Here is a 17618-nt window from a genome sequence, read left to right as displayed (position 1 = left end):
AAATCGCGGGCAGGGCCCTCTTGCAGGTCCCGAGAAGCCATGTTCGCCTGCAACGTAGGCGGACTAGGCAGCCCCCGGCAGATTGCGGAAGGCCTCCAGCACCCGCTCGCGGCTCGCCGCCAGGTCGAGCATCGGCGCCGGGTAGCCGGGCGCGCCGAACAGCCCCAGGCGCGATGGCTCGTGCAGGCTTTCGTTGTCCAGGCCGGCCAGCTCCGGTAGCCACTGGCGCAGGAAACGCCCGTGGGGATCGAAGCGGCGCGACTGCGCCAGCGGGTTGAACAGACGGAAGTAGGGCGCGGCGTCGGTGCCGGTGGAGGCGCTCCATTGCCAGCCGCCGTTGTTCGCCGCCAGGTCGCCGTCCACCAGGTGGCGCATGAACCAGCGTTCGCCTTCGCGCCAGTCGATCAGCAGGTTCTTGCTGAGGAACATGGCGGTGAGCATGCGCAGGCGGTTGTGCATCCAGCCGGTGGCCAGCAACTGGCGCATCGCCGCGTCGATGATCGGGAAGCCGGTGCGGCCCTGCTGCCAGGCTTCCAGCTCCGCCGGCGCGTGGCGCCAGGGCAGGGCCTCGGTTGGCGCGCGGAAGGCGCGGCCGCGGCTGACCTGCGGGAAGCCGACCAGGATGTGCTTGTAGAACTCGCGCCAGAGCAGCTCGTTGATCCAGGCCACGGGGCCCGGCCCGCCGCTCTCGAATTCGCCCCGGTTGTTCGCCAGCGCCGCGTGCAGGCACTGGCGCGGCGAGAGCACGCCGGCGGCCAGGTAGGCGGAGAGCTGGCTGGTGCCGTCGAGGTCCGGGCGGTCGCGTCTTTCGTGGTAGTGCGCCAGGCCATCCTCGGCGAAGCCGTCCAGGCGTTCGCCGGCGGCCTTTTCCCCGGCGGGCCAGAACTCCCGCGCCAGTGTTGCGCTAGGCGTGAAGCCGGGCAGTTCCCGTGGCACGGGGGCACTATTCACCTCCAGCGGCGCCTGCGCTGGCGGCGCCGGCAGGCAACTGGGCAGGGCAGTGGCCAGGCGCTGGTAGCAGAGCTTGCGGAACTGGCTGAAGACCTGGAAGTAGCCGCCGCCGCGGGTAAGCAGGCTGCCGGGGGCGAACAGCAACTGGTCCAGGTGGCTGTGGAAGCCGACGCCGGCCTCGGCCAGGCGCCGTTTCACCGCCTCGTCGCGGCGGCTTTCGTGGATGCCGTACTCCTCGTTCACCCGTACCGCGGCGATGCCCAGGCTACGGCACAGCTGCAGCAGCACTTCCGGCGCCTGGCTCCAGGTGTCCGCTTCACGCAGCAGCAGGGGAATGTTCAGCCGCGCCAGGTCGCGTTGCAGCGCCTGCAGGTTGCGCAGCCAGAAGTCGACCTTGTTCGGCGAATCGTCGTGGGCGCGCCACTGGCCGGGGCTGAGCAGGTAGCAGGCGATCACCGGGCCGGCCTGGGCGGCGGCGGCCAGGGCGCTGTTGTCGCGCACGCGCAGGTCGCTGCGCAGCCAGAGCAACTGGCGCCTCATTCGCCACCCCCGCTGTTGAGCAGGCCCAGGGCGTGCAGGGTGGCGCGCGCTTGCAGCGGGTCCTGCGCCAGGTGCAGGCCCGGGTGGCTTTCACGTTGCAGCTCGGCCAGCTCCTGGGCATGGATGTCCACGCTGGCGCCCACCAGCAGGGTGGGGCAGATGCAGCCGGCGAGCAGGCGCGACAGCTGCGCCGGGCTCAGGCTCTGGTCGGAATAGAGGAGCAGGGCGCGTGGGTTCAGGCGCTGCTCGACCAGGGCGATTTCGGCGCAGGACAGCGGGCCGTCGAACACCTGCACCGGGCAGCCGGCGGAACTGGCCAGCCAGGCGCATAGCCAGTGGCCGGTTTCCCGCGGGTGTTCCGACTGGTTCACCAGCAGCAGCGGCCGCCCCTGGTGCTGGCGGTTGTAGTGATACAGGCGGCCGCCCAGCTTGCTGCGCAGCCAGGAGTGGTAGAGCAGGCGCTCCAGGCCGCTGCCGAACTGGCCCTGCCAACGTAGCTGGAGGTCGCGCTGCAATGGCAGCATCAGGTGCTCGCACAGTGTCTGCGCCGGGTAGATCGACAGCGCGCCGTTGAACAGCTCGTCCAGGCGTGGCTCGTCGAGCCGGGCGATGGCGCTCAGCGCCTGCTGGCGCAGGTCGTCCCAGGGCGAGTGGGTATCGGCTGCCGTCCGTGGCGGTTCGTCGAGCAGGTCGCGCACCTTGCCCACCGCCACGCCGCGCTCCAGCCAGGTGAGCACGCGGCGGATCCGCTCCAGCTGCTCGGCGGAGTACAGGCGGTGGCCCTTGGCGGTGCGCTGGGGGACGACCAGCCCGTAGCGGCGCTCCCAGGCGCGCAGCGTCACCGGGTTCACCCCGGTGCGCCGCGCCACTTCGCTGATCGGCAGCCAGCCGGCGGCCAGCGCCTGGCGATAATCGTCGGGAAGGGTGTTGCTCGGTTCAGATGGCATTGCGTAGACCCAGGGCCTCGGGGTGGGGTTGCAGGTACGCCTGGCGGGCGATGTACGGGTGCGGGTGGCGGCGGAAGTGGTGCTTGAGCAGCGCCAGAGGCACCACCAGCGGTACCTCGCCGTGGCGGTACTGTTCGATCAGCCGCTGCAGTTCGGCGCGGTCGTCCGCCCCCAGCGCGCGCTTGAGGTAGCCGGCCAGGTGCTGCAGCACGTTGCTGTGGCTGCCGCGGCTGGCGCAGTGGCCCAGCGCCTGGCTGAAGGCCCGGTAGTAAAGCGGGCCGAACTGCCCCGCCGGGTAGCGGCCGATGTCCGCCAGCAGCCGGCCCAGTTCGGCGTACTGGCGCGGGGCGTGGGCGAGCAACTGGTACTTGTGGCGCGAGTGGAAGTCGAGGATCGCCTTGTGCGTCAGCCCCTCGCGGCACAGGGCGAGCCAGTCGAGGTGGGCGTAGACGCGGGTGACGAAGTTCTCGCGCAGGCGGGGATCGTGCAGGCGGCCTTCCTCTTCCACCGGCAGCTCGGGGCGGGCGGCGCAGAAGGCTTCGGCGAACAGGCCGCGGGCGCCGGCCATGGGTGGCTGGCCATCCTCCGGGTAGAGCTTGACGCGGTGCAGGCCGCAGGAAGGGGACTTCTGCATGAAGATGAAGCCACCCAGCTCACTCAACTGGCCGGCTTGCTCCGCGCCATAGCGACGCAATGCCGCACTGTGGTCCAGGGTCGCATCGCGGCTATCTACCGCACTGGCCACCGCGCGTGGCTGCGTGGCCTCGCCAACCAGGCGCAGGGTAGGGCGCGGCACGCCCAGGCCGATGGCGACTTCCGGGCACAGCGGGACGAAATCGAAGTGCCGGGCGAGGTCCTCCAGGCACAGGCGCGAAGCCTTGTGCCCGCCGTTGTAGCGGACGTTCGCGCCGAGCAGGCAGGCGCTGATGCCGAGCTTGGGCCGGGAAGGGGAGGTGGGCATAGTCTGACCCTGTACAAATAGGCTTCGCGTGTACAACTGCTTTCAGCATAGGCCGAACGTTGTACAGTCGCAAATCATTTGTACAGGGTGCGGCGCCCAGGCGGGCGCCGTCGGGCTCAGAGGTGTTGCAGCAGGCGGCGGGCGGCTTCCAGGCCGCTCAGCCAGGCGCCTTCGACGCGGCCGGAGAGGCACCAGTCGCCGCAGGCGTAGATGCCCAGGTCGGCATCGGCCAGCGCGCCCAGCTGGTGCGCTTCCAGCGGCCGGGCATAGAGCCAGCGGTGGGCCAGGGCGAACACCGGTTCGGGCACCGCGCAGCCGATCATCTCGGCGAAGGTGCCCAGCAGGTGCTCGATGACGGTTTCCTTGGGCTTGTCGATGTTCTGCCGGCTCCAACTGCTGCTGGCGTGCAGCACCCAGGTGTCCATGTGTTCGTCGCGGCCGGGCTTGCAGCGGTTGCTGGCCATCCAGGTCAGCGGGCCTTCCTGGACGAAGCAGCCTTGCACCGGCGTCTGCAGGGGCTCGGCGAAGCCCAGGGCCACGGCCCAGGTCGGCTCCATGGCGATGCTCGCCGCCGCCGCCGCCAGCTTGGGCGCGCCGGCCAGCAGCGCCGCGGCCTGCGGCGCCGGGGTGGCGACCAGGACGTGGCTGAACGGGCCGTGGTTGCAGCCTTCGGAGTCCTGCAGGTGCCAGTGCTGTTGGCCGCGGAAGACTTCGGTGATGCGGCAGGAGAAGGTGACCTGCAGCCCCTGCAGCAGCGCGCGGGTGATGGCGCTCATGCGCGGGGTGCCGACCCAGCGCGGCTGCTCGTCCGGCGACGGGCTGAGCATGCCGTCGCGGTACTGGTACAGGGCCGGGTCCCACTCGGCGACCCAGCCGGCGTCGCGCCAGTGCTGGATGGCGTCGAGGAAGCGGCGGTCGCGGGCGGTGAAGTACTGGGCGCCGAGGTCGAGCGCGCCAGCATCGCTGCGCTTGCTCGCCATGCGGCCGCCGCTGCCGTGGCCCTTGTCGAAGAGCTGGACTTCCTGTCCCGCGTCGAGCAGGGCGTGGGCGGCTGAGAGTCCGGCGATTCCGGTGCCAATGATGGCAATGGGGGCGCTCATGACATGCCTCGTAGGTTGTTGTGTTCAGGTTAGCGAGTCGAACAGCCTTGTACAATCTGTTTTATTTGTATAGTTGTTCGGTCGCCGTTCGAACGGTCGAGCGGAATTTCGTCCACGCTTCGCGGCCATTCCTTCGGGGGCGTCGCGTATCGGTTCCGGCATTTACAGCGTAGACGTTCGCCACACTCGGACGGGTGCAGTAATGCAAGCGTCGTTCCCTCGTCCAGACTGATGGTAGGTGTGGGAGTTCAGCGCAAGGAGGTTCAGATGCACATCTTCATTACCGGCGGTACCGGCCTGATCGGCCGCCGCCTGTGCCGCCACTGGAGCGCCGCCGGCCATCGGCTGACGGTGCTCAGCCGCCGTCCGGAGCGCGTCGCCGAGCTTTGCGGGCGCGAGGTGCGGGGCGTTTCCAGCTTCGAGGCGGTGGGCGACGAACAGGTCGACGCGGTGGTCAACCTGGCCGGCGAGCCCATCGCCGAGCGGCCCTGGACGGCGCGGCGCAAGGCGCTGCTGTGGGACAGCCGGGTACGCCTCACCGAGCGCCTGGTGGAGTGGCTGGAAGGCCGCAGCCAGCGGCCCTCGGTGCTGATCAGCGGCTCGGCGGTCGGCTGGTACGGCGACGCCGGCGAGCGTCCGCTGGACGAAGGCAGCGCGGCGGCCGGCGAGGATTTCGCCAGCGAGCTGTGCCTGGCCTGGGAGCAGATCGCCATGCAGGCAGAGGGCCTGGGCATCCGCGTGGTGCGCCTGCGCACCGGGCTGGTGCTGGCGCCGGAGGGCGGCTTCCTCGCGCGCCTGCTGCCGGCCTTCCGCTTCGGCCTGGGCGGCCAGCTGGGCAACGGCCGGCAATGGATGTCCTGGGTGCACATCGAGGACATGATCGGCCTGATCGATTTTCTCTTGCAGCTAAGCGACGCCAGCGGTCCGTATAATGCGTGCGCGCCGCAGCCGGTGCGCAACCGCGACTTCACCCGGGCCCTGGGCCAGGCGCTGCGCCGCCCGACCCTGCTGGGCGTGCCGGCCTTCGCCCTGCGCACCCTGCTCGGCGAGCTGTCGCTGCTGTTGCTCGGCGGCCAGCGCGTGGAGCCCCGGCGCCTGCTGGAAGCCGGCTTCGTGTTCCGCTACAACGATCTGCCGGCCGCCCTCGCCGATGTCCTCGCGCATCGCCCGGCGGCCGCCGCCCACCGTCACTAAGGATGCTGCATGACCCTCAACGCCCTGCTGCTGGTCAACCTGGGCTCGCCGGCCTCGACGGAGGTGGCCGACGTGCGCCGTTACCTGGACCAGTTCCTCATGGACCCGTACGTCGTCGACCTGCCCTGGCCGGCGCGGCGCCTGCTGGTGTCGCTGATCCTGCGCAAGCGCCCGGAGGAGTCGGCGCACGCCTATGCCTCCATCTGGTGGGACCAGGGCTCGCCGCTGGTGGTGATCAGCCGCCGTCTGCAGCAGGTCATGCGCAAGTACTGGCCGCACGGCCCGGTGGCGCTGGCCATGCGCTACGGCCAGCCGTCCATCGAGAACGCCCTGCTGGACCTCTACGAGCAGGGCGTGCGCCAGGTGACCCTGGCGCCGCTGTACCCGCAGTTCGCCGACAGCACCACCACCACCGTCATCGAGGAGGCCCGGCGGCTGATCCGCCAACTCGGCCTGCACGGCATGCACCTGCTGGTGCTGCCGCCGTTCTACGCCGAGCCGGAATACCAGCAGGCCCTGCTGACCAGCGTGCAGCCCTACCTGGAGCAACCCTACGACCACCTGCTGCTGAGCTTCCACGGCCTGCCCGAGCGGCACATCCGCAAGCTGGTGGGCGACCGCAAGCATGACCTCGACGCCGCCGACAGCCGCCACGTGCGCCCGGAGGTCCTGGCGCTGTGCTACCGCAGCCAGTGCCTGCGCACCGCGGAGCTGTTCGCCGAGAACGCCGCCCTGGAGAAGGGCCGCTGGTCGGTGTCGTTCCAGTCGCGCCTGGGCCGCGCCAAGTGGATCGGCCCCTACACCGACGCGCAGCTGGAAGTCCTGGCGAAGCAGGGCGTGAAGCGCCTGCTGGTGATGTGCCCGGCTTTCGTCGCCGACTGCATCGAGACCCTGGAGGAAATCGGCCAGCGCGGCCGCGAGCAGTTCATCGCCGCCGGCGGCGAGGAGCTGGTGCTGATCCCCTGCCTGAACGACCAGCAGGCCTGGGCGCTGGCGCTGGCGCGGCTGTGCGAGCGGTTGCCGGAGCCGCTCTGACGGCCGTTTTCGTGCCACCGGGCAAGCCGGCGTAGCCTGCGGGTCCAATCGCGGACGGAGTCCGCTCCTACCTACGGGTGGGCAAGGCTTCTCGTAGGAGCGAGCATCCGGCGCAGCCGGCAAGGCTCCTACGACGTAGCCTCTTCAAGACACCGCTGCCGAGAAAAGACGGCGGATAACGCCGTAGGCGTTATGCGCCCTACGTCGAGGAACCGGCGAAGGTGTGAGGATGACGCCTGACTTCCCTCCCGCTCAGAACAGCCCCCTCTCCCTTCAGGGAGAGGGTTGGGGAGAGGGTGTTCTTTAGCCAGGCACCTACGCTGCCGGCAAACCCCATTCGCGAGCAAGCTCGCTCCTACAGGGGAATACGGAGCCTCCAGGCTGACTGTAGGAGCAGGCCCTGCCTGCGATTCGCGCGCAGGGCGCGCTCCTACATGGGAATGGCGTGGTGGGGCAACCGTAGGAGCGGGCTCAGGGCGGCAGCCAGGCCCTACACCTTGAATTGATTCACCAGCCGCCGCTGCTGCTCCGCCAGCCTGGTCAGCTCGGCGCTGGCCTGGGAGGCTTCGTCGGCACCGCCGGCCACCTGGTTGGCGACCAGGCCGATGTTGGCGACGTTGCGGTTGATGTCCTCGGCCACCGCACTCTGTTCCTCGGCGGCGCTGGCGATCTGGGTGTTCATGTCGTTGATCACCGACACCGCCTGGGTGATCGACTCCAGCGCCTGGGCCGCCTCGTGGGCGTGGCGCACGCTGTCGTCGGTCTTCTCCTGGCTCTGCTGCATCACCTGCACCACTTCGCGGGTGCCGTTCTGCAGCTGCTGGATCATGCTCTGGATTTCCTCGGTGGCCTGCTGCGTCTTCTGCGCCAGGTTGCGCACTTCGTCGGCCACCACGGCGAAGCCGCGGCCCTGCTCGCCGGCCCGCGCCGCCTCGATGGCGGCGTTGAGCGCCAGCAGGTTGGTCTGCTCGGCGATGCCGCGGATGGCCACCAGGATGGCGTTGATGTTCTCGCTGTCGCGGGCCAGCGACTGCACCACGCCGACCGCGCGGCCGATCTCGGTGGCCAGGGCCTGGATCGCCGCCGAGCTGCTCTCGACTATCTGCTTGCCCTGGTGCGCGGCCTGGTCGGCGTGGCTGGCCGCTTCCGCCGCGTGGGTGGCGTTGCGCGCCACGTCCTGGGCGGTGGCGGTCATCTCGTGGACGGCGGTGGCCACCAGTTCGATCTCCGCCAGTTGCTTCTGCACGCCCTGGTTGGTGCGGATGGCGATGTCCGCGGTGTGCTCGGAGGAGTCGCTGACGTGCTGCACCGAGGTCACCACCTGGCCGATCATGCCCTGCAGCTTGCCGAGGAAGGTGTTGAAGCCGCGGGCGATGGAGCCCAGCTCGTCGGCGCGCTCGCTGGACAGGCGGCGGGTGAGGTCGCCTTCGCCCTGGGCGATGTCGTCGAGCATGCCGACCAACTGGCGCAGCGGCCGGGCGATGCCGTGGCCCACCAGCCAGATCACCAGCAGGCCGCCGGCGGCGATGAGTAAGCCGACCAGGGTCATGCCCAGGGTGTCGGAATCGCTCTGCGCCTTGAGCGCGCCCTGCAGTTGCTTGAGTTCGCCGAACACGGCCTGGCGGGGGATTTCCAGCATCAGCGTCCAGCGCGTGCCGGTGTCGCCGATGGCGAAGGGCAGGAACACGGCGATGGTGTCGCGGGCCTCGTCCTGCTGGTACAGCGGCTGCTCGCCCTGCAGCTTGCCGAGGCTGGCGGCCTGGCTCGCGTCCAGCACCTTGTCGGCCGGCTCGCCGAGCTTGCCGGCGTCCTTGGTGTAGGCCACCAGGCGGCCGTTGGCGGAGATCAGCGCCAGCTCGCCGGCGCCGTCGTAGAGGGTGGCGTCGGCGGCCTTGAGCAACTCCTGGATGAAGTCCAGGGACAGGTCGGCGCCCACCGCGCCGCGGAACTGGCCGTCGACCAGGATGGGCGCGTTGAAGGACGACATCAGCACCGTCCTGCCGCCCATTTCATAGGGCGCGGGGTCGATCACGCAGGGCTTGTGGCGTTCCTTCGGGCACAGGTAGTACTCGCCCTCGCGCACGCCGGTGGGCAGCACCTTCTGGCTTTCCAGGGTGTCGCCCATGGCTTCCACGGTGAGGCTGCCGTCGGCCTTGCGGTACCACCAGGGCATGAAGCGCCCGCTGGCGTCGTAGCCGGCGCCGGTCTGCCCGGCGTAGAGGCTGTCGGGGCCGGCGAAGGCACCGGGTTCCCAGCCGGCGAAGGCGTCCAGCAGCTTGGGGTTCTGCTGCACGGTCTGGCGCAGCAGGTTGGACATCTCGCCGCGGCTGATGCCCAGCAGCGGCTTGCCTTCGGCATCCTTGCCGTCCATCAGCATGTTGGCCTGGGCCAGGCCCTTGACCACCGTCAGCGGGTATTCCAGCTCGCGCTGGATCTGGCTGGCCTGGGCGCGCGCCAGGGCCACCAGGCGTTCGTTGATGACCTTCTCCAGCAGCGCCTGGGTGCGCTCCTGCACCAGCGTCTGGGTGCGCCCGCCGGCGAACAGGGCATAGAGTACCAACGCCGCCACCACAGCCAGGACACTGGCCCCGGCCAACGCCACCACGGAAAACTGGATCGACTTGAACTTCATGGCGAAATACTCGCGTACCAGGGACAGCCTGTTCCGCTGTATCGGCAGGACTTCAGAGTTTCCTTAGGAAATGCCTGTAATGGGTTGTAACGCCCTTGTGTCGTCTCCTTTGCGGAGCGGTTGCCGGCCATCGGGGGGCGGCCTACCATTGCGCGCTGTCCAAGGGAGATTGCATTGCTTCAGGAGAGCATCATGCCCAGCCTATTCCGCTTCACCGGCCTGGCCGCCGCCCTGCTCCTGGCCGGGTGCCAGCAGGTCAACACCACCAGCGGCGGCGCCGTCGGCGTCGAGCGCAAGCAGTACATGTTCAGCATGCTGTCGAGCCAGCAGGTCGACCAGATGTACTCGCAGTCGTACCAGAAGACCCTCACTGACGCGACTTCGGCGGGCAAGCTGGACAACGACAGCAGCGACGCCAAGCGCATCAAGGCCGTGGCCGCGCGGCTGATTCCGCAGACCGGCGCGTTCCGCCAGGACGCCCCGGGCTGGGACTGGCAGGTCAACGTGATCAAGAGCGACGAGCTCAACGCCAACTGCGGCCCCGGCGGCAAGATCATCTTCTACAGCGGCCTGATCGATCAGCTGAAGCTCACTGATGACGAGATCGCCGCGGTGATGGGCCACGAGATCGCCCACGCCCTGCGCGAGCACGGCCGCGAGCAGATGTCCCGCGCCTACGCCGTGCAGATGGGCGAGAACCTCGGCGGCGCGCTGCTGGGCCTGGGCGAGACCAGCAAGCAGCTGGCCGACCAGGTGGTGCAGTACAGCCTGACCCTGCCCAACAGCCGGCAGAACGAGACCGAGGCCGACCTCATCGGCCTGGAGCTGGCCGCCCGCGCCGGCTACAACCCCCAGGCCGCGCTGACGCTGTGGCAGAAGATGGGCCAGGCCGGTGGCGACGCGCCGCCGGAAATCCTCAGCACCCACCCGGCGGACAGCACGCGCATGGCCAACCTGCAGGCCGCCATTCCCAAGGTGATGCCGCTGTACGAGCAGGCCAAGGGCCGCAATTGACGAGCGGGGGGATCGACGCCGTCGATCCGTTGCAGCCGGCCGCCGACGCGGCCGGTTCGACCACCACCAGGGAGCGCCAGTGAAAATCGCAGTACTCGGAGCCACCGGGCTCCTCGGCCACCACGCCGCGCGCGCCATCAAGGCCGCCGGCCACCAGCTGGTGCTGATCCACCGCCCGTCCTCGCAGATCCAGCGCCTGGCCTACCTGGAGCCGGAATGCCGGGTCGCCGAACTGTTCGACTACAAGGGGCTGGAGCGCGCGCTGAAGGGGCTCGACGCGGTGATCTTCAGCGCCGGCTACTACCCGCAGCGGCCGCGCCGCTGGCAGGAGGAGGTGGCCAGCGCCCTGGACCAGACCAACCACTTCTACGCGGCCTGCCTGCACAACAAGGTGCCGCGCATCCTCTACGTCGGTTCGGCCTTCGCCATGCCCCCGCACCCCCAGGGCCTGCCCGGCCACGAGGGGCTGTTCTACGAGAGCCTGCCCACCGGCAAGAGCGCCTACGTGATGTGCAAGTGGGCGCTGGACGAACAGGCCCGCGAGCAGGCCCGCGGCGGCCTGCCGGTGGTGATCGGGATTCCCGGCATGGTGCTGGGCGAGCTGGACATAGGCCCGACCACCGGGCGCCTGATCACCGCCATCGGCCGCGGCGAGATGTCCCACTACGTGCCGGGGCGGCGCAACGTGATCGATGCCGGCGAGGCGGGGCGCGGCCTGCTGATGACGCTGGAGCGCGGGCGCATCGGCGAGCGCTACCTGCTCACCGGGCACAACGTGGAGATGGCCGAGCTCACCGCCACCATCGCCCACCTGCTGGGCCGCCCGGCGCCGCAGCCGATGCCGCTGCACCGCGCCCGCGCCCTGGCCACCCTGGGTCGCTGGCGCTACCGCCTGACCGGCAAGCTGCCGCTGCTGGACGAAACCGCCATCGAGGTGATGGCCGGCGGGCAGTTCCTCGACGGACGCAAGGCCCGCGAGGAGCTGGGCTTCGAAAGCCACGTGCCGCTGGAAGACACCCTGCAGCGGGCCATCAATTGGTTCCGCGCCAACGGGTACCTGTAGGCGCAACAGTCTTGCCGACTGCGCCGGGGAATACCGTGCCTTACCGCAAACTGTAGGAGCGGGCCCTGCCCGCGAATCGCGCGCAGGGCGCGCTCCTACATTGGAATGGCGTGGGTGGGGCGGCGTAGGAGCGGATCCTATCCGCGAATCGCGCCGATACGTCCGGCTATCGCGGACAAGGTCCGCTCCTACGGGGAAACTCCGTGCCTTACCGCAAACTGTAGGAGCGGGCCCTGCCCGCGATTTCGCGCGCAGGGCGCGCTCCTACAGGAGAAGGCCGCTGCCTCAGGGTAGCGCCTGCTCCGCCAGCGGGCGGTTCTGCAGGCCCATCTGGCTGCGGAAGCTTTCCATGTCGATCAGCGTGCACAGCTCCTGCAGCTTGCCCTGGCTGTTGAACAGCCACAGGGCCATGCCGGGGATGCTGACCACCTTGTCGCTGGCCGGGTAGCCGAAGGCGGGGCGGCTGATGGTGCCCACCAGGGTGCTCCATGTGAACACCTTGTGGCCCTCGCTTATGCATTCCTCGACCACCACTTCCAGGTCGTCCATGGACGCGCGGATGCCCTCGATCAGTTGCCGGTAGCCGGCGCTGTCCAGGGGCTGGGCGGAGAAGCTGCTCTTGTAGAGGAAGTCCGGGCTGTGCAGCTGGGTGGCCAGGGCCAGGCGGCCCTTGTTCCAGCTCAGGTCGATGTGCTGGCGGGCGAGGCGCTTCAGATCCTTGTCGGTCATGGCTGTTTCCTTCAGCGAAGGGACGACGGCTAACACTGTAGGACGAAGGCGTGGCGGCAGCATTGGCCGCCACGCCGGAGCGGCTGTCAGAACAGCCCGGACAGCGTGGCCGCGTGCCAGGCCGCGGCCAGGCCCAGGACGGCGAAGGCGCAGGCGGCCAGGCGGCGGATCAGCGCCAGCGGCAGGCGCTCGGCGGCGAAGTTGCCGGCCAGCACCACCGGCACGTTGGCCAGCAGCATGCCGATGGTGGTGCCCAGCACCACCAGCCAGAAGTGCGGGTACTGCGCGGCCAGCATCACGGTGGCCACCTGGGTCTTGTCGCCCATCTCGGCGAGGAAGAAGGCGATCAGCGTGGTGAGGAAGGGGCCGAACTTCTTCAGGCCGCCCTCTTCGTCGTCATCCAGTTTGTCCGGCACCAGGGTCCAGGCCGCCACGGCGAGGAAGGAGGCGGCCAGCAGCCAGCTCAGGGCGGCTTCGGAGAAGAAGGTGGAGACCCATTTGCCTACGGCGCCGGCGGCGAAGTGGTTGACCAGGGTCGCGGCGACGATGCCGGCGATGATCGGCCAGGGCTTGCGGAAGCGCGCGGCGAGGACGAGGGCGAGCAGTTGCGTCTTGTCGCCGATTTCGGCGAGGGCAACCACCAGGATGGGGACGAACAGGGATTCCATCAGGCTTTCCTAAGGGGGCGGGTCGACTAATCACCAATGACACGCGCCATCCGCCCACCCCGGGTCGGATCGCTCGTGTCATAGGTCTTGTCAAACCCGGGCCCGACTGCTGCGGGCCTTGGGGCCGCACGCGCCATGGTCTGCGGACCAAGTGTGTTGACGCGTGCCGGGCGAGGGCGGGAACCGCTCGCGGGAGACTACTCCCCTAGGACGGGGCGCATTCTGCCCAAGTCGTCCGGCTTGGGCAAGCCCGGCGTTCAGTCGACGTCGCGGCCGGAGGTGACGTCCATTTCCTGGTAGCGGACGAAGCGGCTGCCGTTCTTCAGGCGGTAGCCCCACCAGATGACGAGGAATAGCGGCAGGCTTATGTAGGTGGCGACCAGCCCGGTCCAGTCGATCGTCTCGCCGACGAACGCCTGGTAGTTCTGCCCGAGGGTGATCGCCAGGCACAGGGCGAAGGCGAATAGCGGGCCGAAGGGGAACCACTTGGCGCGGTAGGGCAGCTCCTCCAGTTTGCCGCCCTGCAGCAGGTAGCCCTTGCGGAAGCGGTAGTGGGAGATGGCGATGCCCAGCCAGACGATGAAACCGCACATGCCCGAGGTGTTGAGCAGCCAGGTGTAGACGGTCTTGTCGCCGATGAAGCTGGTGAGGAAGCACAGCCCGCCCACCAGCGTGGTGGCGTAGAGCGCGTAGCGTGGCACGCCGCTCTGCGAGATCTGCCGGAACAGGCGCGGCGCCTGGCCATGCAGGGCCATGGTGTAGAGCATGCGGGTGGAGGCGTACATTCCCGAGTTGCCGGCGGAGAGGATCGCCGAGAGGATCACCGCGTTCATCACCCCGGCCGCCGCGGCCAGGCCGGCGCGCTCGAAGAGCAGGGTGAAGGGCGAGGTGCTGATGTCGCTGCTGTCGGTCTTGAGCAGGTTCGGATCGGTGTAGGGGATGAGCATGCCGATGACGAAGATCGACAGGATGTAGAACATCAGGATCCGCCAGAACACCTGGCGGATGGCGATGGGGATCGACTTGTGCGGGTGCTCCGACTCGCCGGCGGCGACGCCGATCAGCTCGGTGCCCTGGAACGAGAAGCCGGCGATCATCGCCACCCCGACCATGGCCTGCAGGCCTCCGACGAAGGGCGCGTCGCCGGTGGTGAAGTTGCTGAAGCCGGGGGAGTCGATGCCGTGCATGATGCCGAAGATGCTGGCCAGGCCGATGCCGATGAAGATCACCACGGCCATCACCTTGATCAGCGCGAACCAGAACTCGCTCTCGCCGAAGCCCTTCACCGAGAAGAAGTTGAGGCCGAACATGATGGCGAGGAAGCCGGCGCTCCAGTAGATGCCCGACACCTCGGGGAACCAGAAGTTCATCACCAACTGCGCGGCCACCAGTTCCGCGGCGATGGTCACCGCCCAGTTGTACCAGTAGTTCCAGCCCATGGCGAAGCCGAAGCCTTCGTCGATGAAGCGGCTGCCGTAGGTGGAGAAGGAGCCGGAATCGGGGATGTAGGCGGCCATCTCGCCCAGGCTGGTCATCAGGAAGAACACCATCAGGCCGATCAGCGCGTAGGCCAGCAGCGCGCCGCCGGGGCCGGCGGTGGCGACGGTGCTGCCGGAGGCGACGAACAGCCCGGTGCCGATCGAGCCGCCGATGGCGATCATGTTCAGGTGCCTGGGCTTGAGCGAACGCTTCAGGTGCGCTGGGGTCTTTTCCGGCGACTTCACGAAGGTCAGCTCGGCTTCTTTCACGGTGCTTTTCACGGCGATCCTCGGCTCGTGAGGCGCGCCGGCCCGGCGCGCCCTTTCGGTCTGGGTGGAGTGTAGTGGGGCTGCGGCGAGGCGCCCGGGCTCAGGGGCGACGGGCGCTGTAGATGCGGAAACCGTCGCCCTCGGCGAGGCTGCGGCAGGGGCCCAGGTGCTGTTCGATCAGCAGCGGGTACTTGAGGAAGCTGTTGGCCACCAGGCGCAGTTCGCCGCCCGGGCGCAGGTGCTGCGCGGCTTCGCGCAGCAGGCGTTCGCTGGCCTGGTAGTCGGTGTGCACGCCCTGGTGGAAGGGCGGGTTGCTGACGATGGCCGCCAGGCCGGCCGGCGCCGCGTCGATGCCGTCGCCGCCGATCACCTCGCCTTCCAGGCCATTGGCGGCGAGGGTCAGGCGACTGCTCTCCAGGGCGAAGGCGTCGACGTCGAGCAGGCTCAGGCGGCTGCCCGGGTAACGACGCTTGAGCACCGCGCCGAGCACGCCGGCGCCGCAGCCGAAGTCCAGCACCTGGCCTTCGGGCAGGCCGCCCAGGTGCTCCAGCAGCAGGGCGCTGCCGCGGTCCAGGCGGCCATGGCTGAACACGCCGGGCAGGGTGACCACTTGCAGTTCGCCGTCGGCCAGGGCCAGCGTGTAGCGCTGGGCCAAGGAATGCAGGTCGGGGCAGGGCAGGGCGCCGTCGATGGCGGTGTGCCACAGCTGGCAGTGTCGCGCGCTGTCGAGCTTGGCGGCCTTGGCCAGGGCGCCGAGCTGCCTGGCGGCGCGCTCGACGCCGGCGCGCTTCTCGCCCACCAGGTACAGCTGGCCGCCGGGCACGCGGCTGGCCAGGGCGGCCAGCAGGTAATCGGTCAGCTCGCGGGACTTGGGCAGGAACAGCACGGCGGCGTCGAACTCGCCCTCCGGCGGCGTCACGCCGAAATGGCAGCGTCCCGGGTAGCGGCTGTCCAACTGCCGCTGCTCGCCGGCGTGCCAGCTCCAGCCCAGGGCCTGGGGCAGCTCGCCGAGCAGGCCGTCGGCGGGCAGGCCGGCCAGCAGCACGCGGCCGGCGAAACGTTCGATCTGGCGCAGCAGCACCTCGCTGGTGGGGGCGTTGGACATGCGGCCTCCTGAAAAAGGGCGCGAGTTTAGCACTTCGCGCTTCAGTCGACCCGCCGCAGCTTGTCGCCGCGGAAGAAGGCCGCGGCGTTGTCCGTCACCTGGCCGACGATGCGCTGCCGCGCCTCGCGGCTGCCCCAGGCGTTGTGCGGGGTGACGATCAGCCGCGGGATGTCGCCGGCCAGCAGCGGGTTGCCGTCCTTCGGCGGCTCGACGCTGAGCACGTCGGTGGCGGCGCCGCCCAGGTGGCCGCGGCGCAGGGTGTCGGCCAGGGCCTGCTCGTCGATCAGGCCGCCGCGGGCGGTGTTGACGATGAAGGCGCCGGGCTTCATCAGGTCCAGTTCGCGCTGGCCGATCATCCCGCGGGTCTGCTCGGTCAGCGGGCAGTGCAGGCTGATGGCGTCGACCTGCGGCAGCAGCTCGTCCAGCGCCAGGCGGTCGGCGCGCGGCGGGCGGCCAGGAAGTTGGCCGAGCAGCACGCGCATGCCGAAGGCCTCGGCCAGGCGGGCCACCGCGCCACCCAGTTCGCCATGGCCGAGCAGACCGAGGGTCTTGCCTTCCAGCTCGACGATGGGGAAGTCCAGCAGGCAGAACTGGGTGGACTGCTGCCAGCGCCCGGCGCGGACCGCCGCCTGGTAGTCGGGCAACCGGGTAGCCAGGGCGAGCAGCAGCAGGATGGCGTGCTGGGCCACCGAAGCGGTGCCGTAGCCCTGGCAGTTGGCCACGGCGATGCCACGCTCGCGGGCGGCGGCCAAGTCGATGTTGTTGGTGCCGGTGGCGGTGACCAGGATCAGCCTGAGGTCCGGGCACTGGGCCAGGGTTTCGGCGCTGATGGGCGCCTTGTTGCTGATGGCCACGTTGGCCTCGCGCAGGCGCCCGGCGATTTCGCCGGGGGCGCTGGCGGGGTGCAGGACCAGTTCGCCGAAAGCCTGGCGCAGGGGCTGCAGGTCGAGGTCGCCGAGGTCGAGGGAGGCGGTGTCGAGGAAGACGGCGCGGGCACTGTTCATCTGTGGCTGTACCTTTTGCGGGAAGCGGGGCTGGCGTAAGGTTGCCAGCCTGACGGCGTTAATCCCACCCCTGTGGAGGTTGCATGTACTGGACGGAATTTCTCACCGTGGCGCTGATCCACCTGCTGGCGGTGGCCAGCCCGGGCCCGGACTTCGCCGTGGTGGTGCGCGAGAGCGTCACCCATGGCCGCCGCGCCGGTACCTGGACGGCCCTGGGCGTGGGCTGCGCCATCTCCATCCACGTAACCTACTCGCTGCTGGGCATCGGCCTGATCGTTTCGCAGTCGATCATGCTGTTCAACACCCTCAAGTGGCTGGCCGCGGCCTACCTGTTCTACATCGGCATCAAGGCCTTGCGCGCCAAACCCAGCGGTGGCGACGGCAGTGTGGCGGCCGCTGCGCCCAGCGAACGCACCCCGCGCGGCGCCTTCGTCGCCGGCTTCGTCACCAACGGCCTGAACCCCAAGGCCACGCTGTTCTTCCTCTCGCTGTTCACCGTGGTTATCAACCCGCACACCCCGGTACTGGTGCAGGCCGGCTACGGCGTCTACCTGGCCTGCGCCACCGCGGCCTGGTTCAGCTTCGTGGCGCTGCTGTTCAGCCAGCAGCGCGTGCGCGCCGGCTTCGCCCGCCTGGGGCACTGGTTCGACCGGATGATGGGGGTGGTGCTGGTGGGACTGGGAATCAAGCTGGCGCTCACCGAGTTGCGCTGAGGGTTAGGGGCCGCCTTTTGTAGGGGCGAGCTTGCTCGCGGATGGTGTTTGGCTGGGGCTTTGGGGGTTGCGCTTTAGAGCGCCCTCTCCCTAACCCTCTCCCTGAAGGGAGAGGGGACCGTTCGGTGTGTTCGGTTGCTTCGGCGTTAGCCGGCTTGTACCGATTACCCGGCTAACACCAAATCCTTTCTCGGCACGGACAAGCTCCCTCTCC

15 protein-coding genes and 1 riboswitch are annotated in these 17618 nt (G+C 69.3%); of the genes, 5 read left to right on the top strand and 10 right to left on the bottom strand.

What is annotated here, in order from left to right; translation table 11 throughout:
- Positions 1 to 63 precede the first annotated feature (63 nt).
- The 4 genes from phrB to PM1_RS25995 all read right to left on the bottom strand — a co-directional run bounded on the left by phrB (position 64) and on the right by PM1_RS25995 (position 4499).
- Entirely contained in the window at positions 64 to 1491 is a 1428-nt protein-coding gene (phrB, locus tag PM1_RS26010; protein ID WP_009617457.1) for a deoxyribodipyrimidine photo-lyase, read from the bottom strand.
- Positions 1488 to 2438: a MerR family transcriptional regulator gene (locus tag PM1_RS26005; protein WP_009617458.1), complete on the bottom strand. Its 951-nt coding sequence runs from the start codon at positions 2436 to 2438 to the stop codon at positions 1488 to 1490. The genes phrB and PM1_RS26005 overlap by 4 nt, the downstream gene beginning before the upstream one ends.
- Entirely contained in the window at positions 2428 to 3399 is a 972-nt protein-coding gene (locus PM1_RS26000; RefSeq protein WP_009617459.1) for a YbgA family protein, read from the bottom strand. Before PM1_RS26000 ends, PM1_RS26005 begins: the two co-directional genes overlap by 11 nt.
- 116 nt (positions 3400 to 3515) lie before the next feature.
- The gene (locus PM1_RS25995) at positions 3516 to 4499 is read right to left on the bottom strand and encodes an NAD(P)/FAD-dependent oxidoreductase (protein ID WP_009617460.1); all 984 of its coding nucleotides are present in this window, start codon (positions 4497 to 4499) and stop codon (positions 3516 to 3518) included.
- A gap of 267 nt (positions 4500 to 4766) precedes the next feature.
- Here PM1_RS25995 and PM1_RS25990 point away from each other — a divergent pair, with 267 nt between their 5' ends.
- A complete protein-coding gene (locus PM1_RS25990; protein WP_009617461.1) occupies positions 4767 to 5693 on the top strand; it encodes a TIGR01777 family oxidoreductase in 927 nt (308 codons plus the stop codon).
- Positions 5694 to 5702: 9 nt separating this feature from the next.
- On the top strand, positions 5703 to 6728 hold the full coding sequence (gene hemH / locus PM1_RS25985; protein ID WP_009617462.1) for a ferrochelatase: 1026 nt from the start codon (positions 5703 to 5705) through the stop codon (positions 6726 to 6728).
- A gap of 490 nt (positions 6729 to 7218) precedes the next feature.
- Here the strand turns inward: hemH and PM1_RS25980 are convergent, their stop codons facing one another.
- Positions 7219 to 9360 carry a methyl-accepting chemotaxis protein gene (locus PM1_RS25980; protein ID WP_009617463.1) on the bottom strand — a complete coding sequence of 714 codons (2142 nt, stop codon included), beginning with the start codon at positions 9358 to 9360 and terminating at the stop codon, positions 7219 to 7221.
- 192 nt (positions 9361 to 9552) lie between these two features.
- On the opposite strand from PM1_RS25980, the gene PM1_RS25975 reads away from it, so the two are divergent.
- Positions 9553 to 10374 carry a M48 family metallopeptidase gene (locus PM1_RS25975; protein ID WP_009617464.1) on the top strand — a complete coding sequence of 274 codons (822 nt, stop codon included), beginning with the start codon at positions 9553 to 9555 and terminating at the stop codon, positions 10372 to 10374.
- 79 nt (positions 10375 to 10453) lie between these two features.
- Positions 10454 to 11437, top strand: a complete 984-nt coding sequence (locus PM1_RS25970) for an NAD-dependent epimerase/dehydratase family protein (RefSeq protein ID WP_009617466.1) — start codon at positions 10454 to 10456, stop codon at positions 11435 to 11437.
- Positions 11438 to 11722: 285 nt separating this feature from the next.
- Here PM1_RS25970 and PM1_RS25965 read toward each other — a convergent pair whose 3' ends face one another.
- The 5 genes from PM1_RS25965 to PM1_RS25945 all read right to left on the bottom strand — a co-directional run bounded on the left by PM1_RS25965 (position 11723) and on the right by PM1_RS25945 (position 16691).
- Positions 11723 to 12166, bottom strand: coding sequence for a ketosteroid isomerase-related protein (locus PM1_RS25965; RefSeq protein WP_009617468.1), 444 nt, complete (start codon positions 12164 to 12166; stop codon positions 11723 to 11725).
- An 86-nt stretch (positions 12167 to 12252) separates the two neighbouring features.
- Positions 12253 to 12834, bottom strand: coding sequence for a TMEM165/GDT1 family protein (locus PM1_RS25960; RefSeq protein WP_009617469.1), 582 nt, complete (start codon positions 12832 to 12834; stop codon positions 12253 to 12255).
- Positions 12835 to 12901: 67 nt separating this feature from the next.
- A riboswitch (yybP-ykoY riboswitch) is annotated at positions 12902 to 13052 on the bottom strand.
- A gap of 39 nt (positions 13053 to 13091) precedes the next feature.
- Positions 13092 to 14558 carry an amino acid permease gene (locus tag PM1_RS25955; RefSeq protein ID WP_043300179.1) on the bottom strand — a complete coding sequence of 489 codons (1467 nt, stop codon included), beginning with the start codon at positions 14556 to 14558 and terminating at the stop codon, positions 13092 to 13094.
- Between the two features lie 124 nt (positions 14559 to 14682).
- Positions 14683 to 15687, bottom strand: coding sequence for a class I SAM-dependent methyltransferase (locus PM1_RS25950; protein WP_009617473.1), 1005 nt, complete (start codon positions 15685 to 15687; stop codon positions 14683 to 14685).
- Positions 15688 to 15728: 41 nt separating this feature from the next.
- Positions 15729 to 16691: a 2-hydroxyacid dehydrogenase gene (locus PM1_RS25945; RefSeq protein WP_009617475.1), complete on the bottom strand. Its 963-nt coding sequence runs from the start codon at positions 16689 to 16691 to the stop codon at positions 15729 to 15731.
- 83 nt (positions 16692 to 16774) lie between these two features.
- Between PM1_RS25945 and PM1_RS25940 the strand changes: the two genes are divergently transcribed.
- Positions 16775 to 17404 carry a LysE family translocator gene (locus PM1_RS25940; protein ID WP_009617477.1) on the top strand — a complete coding sequence of 210 codons (630 nt, stop codon included), beginning with the start codon at positions 16775 to 16777 and terminating at the stop codon, positions 17402 to 17404.
- Positions 17405 to 17618: the final 214 nt, after the last annotated feature.

Origin of the sequence: Pseudomonas sp. M1 (assembly GCF_022760135.1) — a bacterium.
GTDB lineage: Bacteria > Pseudomonadota > Gammaproteobacteria > Pseudomonadales > Pseudomonadaceae > Pseudomonas > Pseudomonas citronellolis.
The sequence above is the reverse complement of the archived record's forward strand: the minus strand, read 5'-3'. Positions and strand labels throughout refer to the sequence as shown.

Excerpts from the sequence above, each read along its gene's own strand:
- PM1_RS25960 (WP_009617469.1), bottom strand. The coding sequence starts at position 12,834 with ATGGAATCCCTGTTCGTCCCCATCCTGGTGGTTGCCCTCGCCGAAATC.
- PM1_RS25945 (WP_009617475.1), bottom strand. The coding sequence starts at position 16,691 with ATGAACAGTGCCCGCGCCGTCTTCCTCGACACCGCCTCCCTCGACCTC.
- PM1_RS25990 (WP_009617461.1), top strand. The coding sequence starts at position 4,767 with ATGCACATCTTCATTACCGGCGGTACCGGCCTGATCGGCCGCCGCCTG.
- PM1_RS25975 (WP_009617464.1), top strand. The coding sequence starts at position 9,553 with ATGCCCAGCCTATTCCGCTTCACCGGCCTGGCCGCCGCCCTGCTCCTG.
- hemH (WP_009617462.1), top strand. The coding sequence starts at position 5,703 with ATGACCCTCAACGCCCTGCTGCTGGTCAACCTGGGCTCGCCGGCCTCG.
- PM1_RS25940 (WP_009617477.1), top strand. The coding sequence starts at position 16,775 with ATGTACTGGACGGAATTTCTCACCGTGGCGCTGATCCACCTGCTGGCG.
- phrB (WP_009617457.1), bottom strand. The coding sequence starts at position 1,491 with ATGAGGCGCCAGTTGCTCTGGCTGCGCAGCGACCTGCGCGTGCGCGAC.
- PM1_RS26005 (WP_009617458.1), bottom strand. The coding sequence starts at position 2,438 with ATGCCATCTGAACCGAGCAACACCCTTCCCGACGATTATCGCCAGGCG.
- PM1_RS25965 (WP_009617468.1), bottom strand. The coding sequence starts at position 12,166 with ATGACCGACAAGGATCTGAAGCGCCTCGCCCGCCAGCACATCGACCTG.
- PM1_RS25950 (WP_009617473.1), bottom strand. The coding sequence starts at position 15,687 with ATGTCCAACGCCCCCACCAGCGAGGTGCTGCTGCGCCAGATCGAACGT.
- PM1_RS25980 (WP_009617463.1), bottom strand. The coding sequence starts at position 9,360 with ATGAAGTTCAAGTCGATCCAGTTTTCCGTGGTGGCGTTGGCCGGGGCC.
- PM1_RS25995 (WP_009617460.1), bottom strand. The coding sequence starts at position 4,499 with ATGAGCGCCCCCATTGCCATCATTGGCACCGGAATCGCCGGACTCTCA.
- PM1_RS26000 (WP_009617459.1), bottom strand. The coding sequence starts at position 3,399 with ATGCCCACCTCCCCTTCCCGGCCCAAGCTCGGCATCAGCGCCTGCCTG.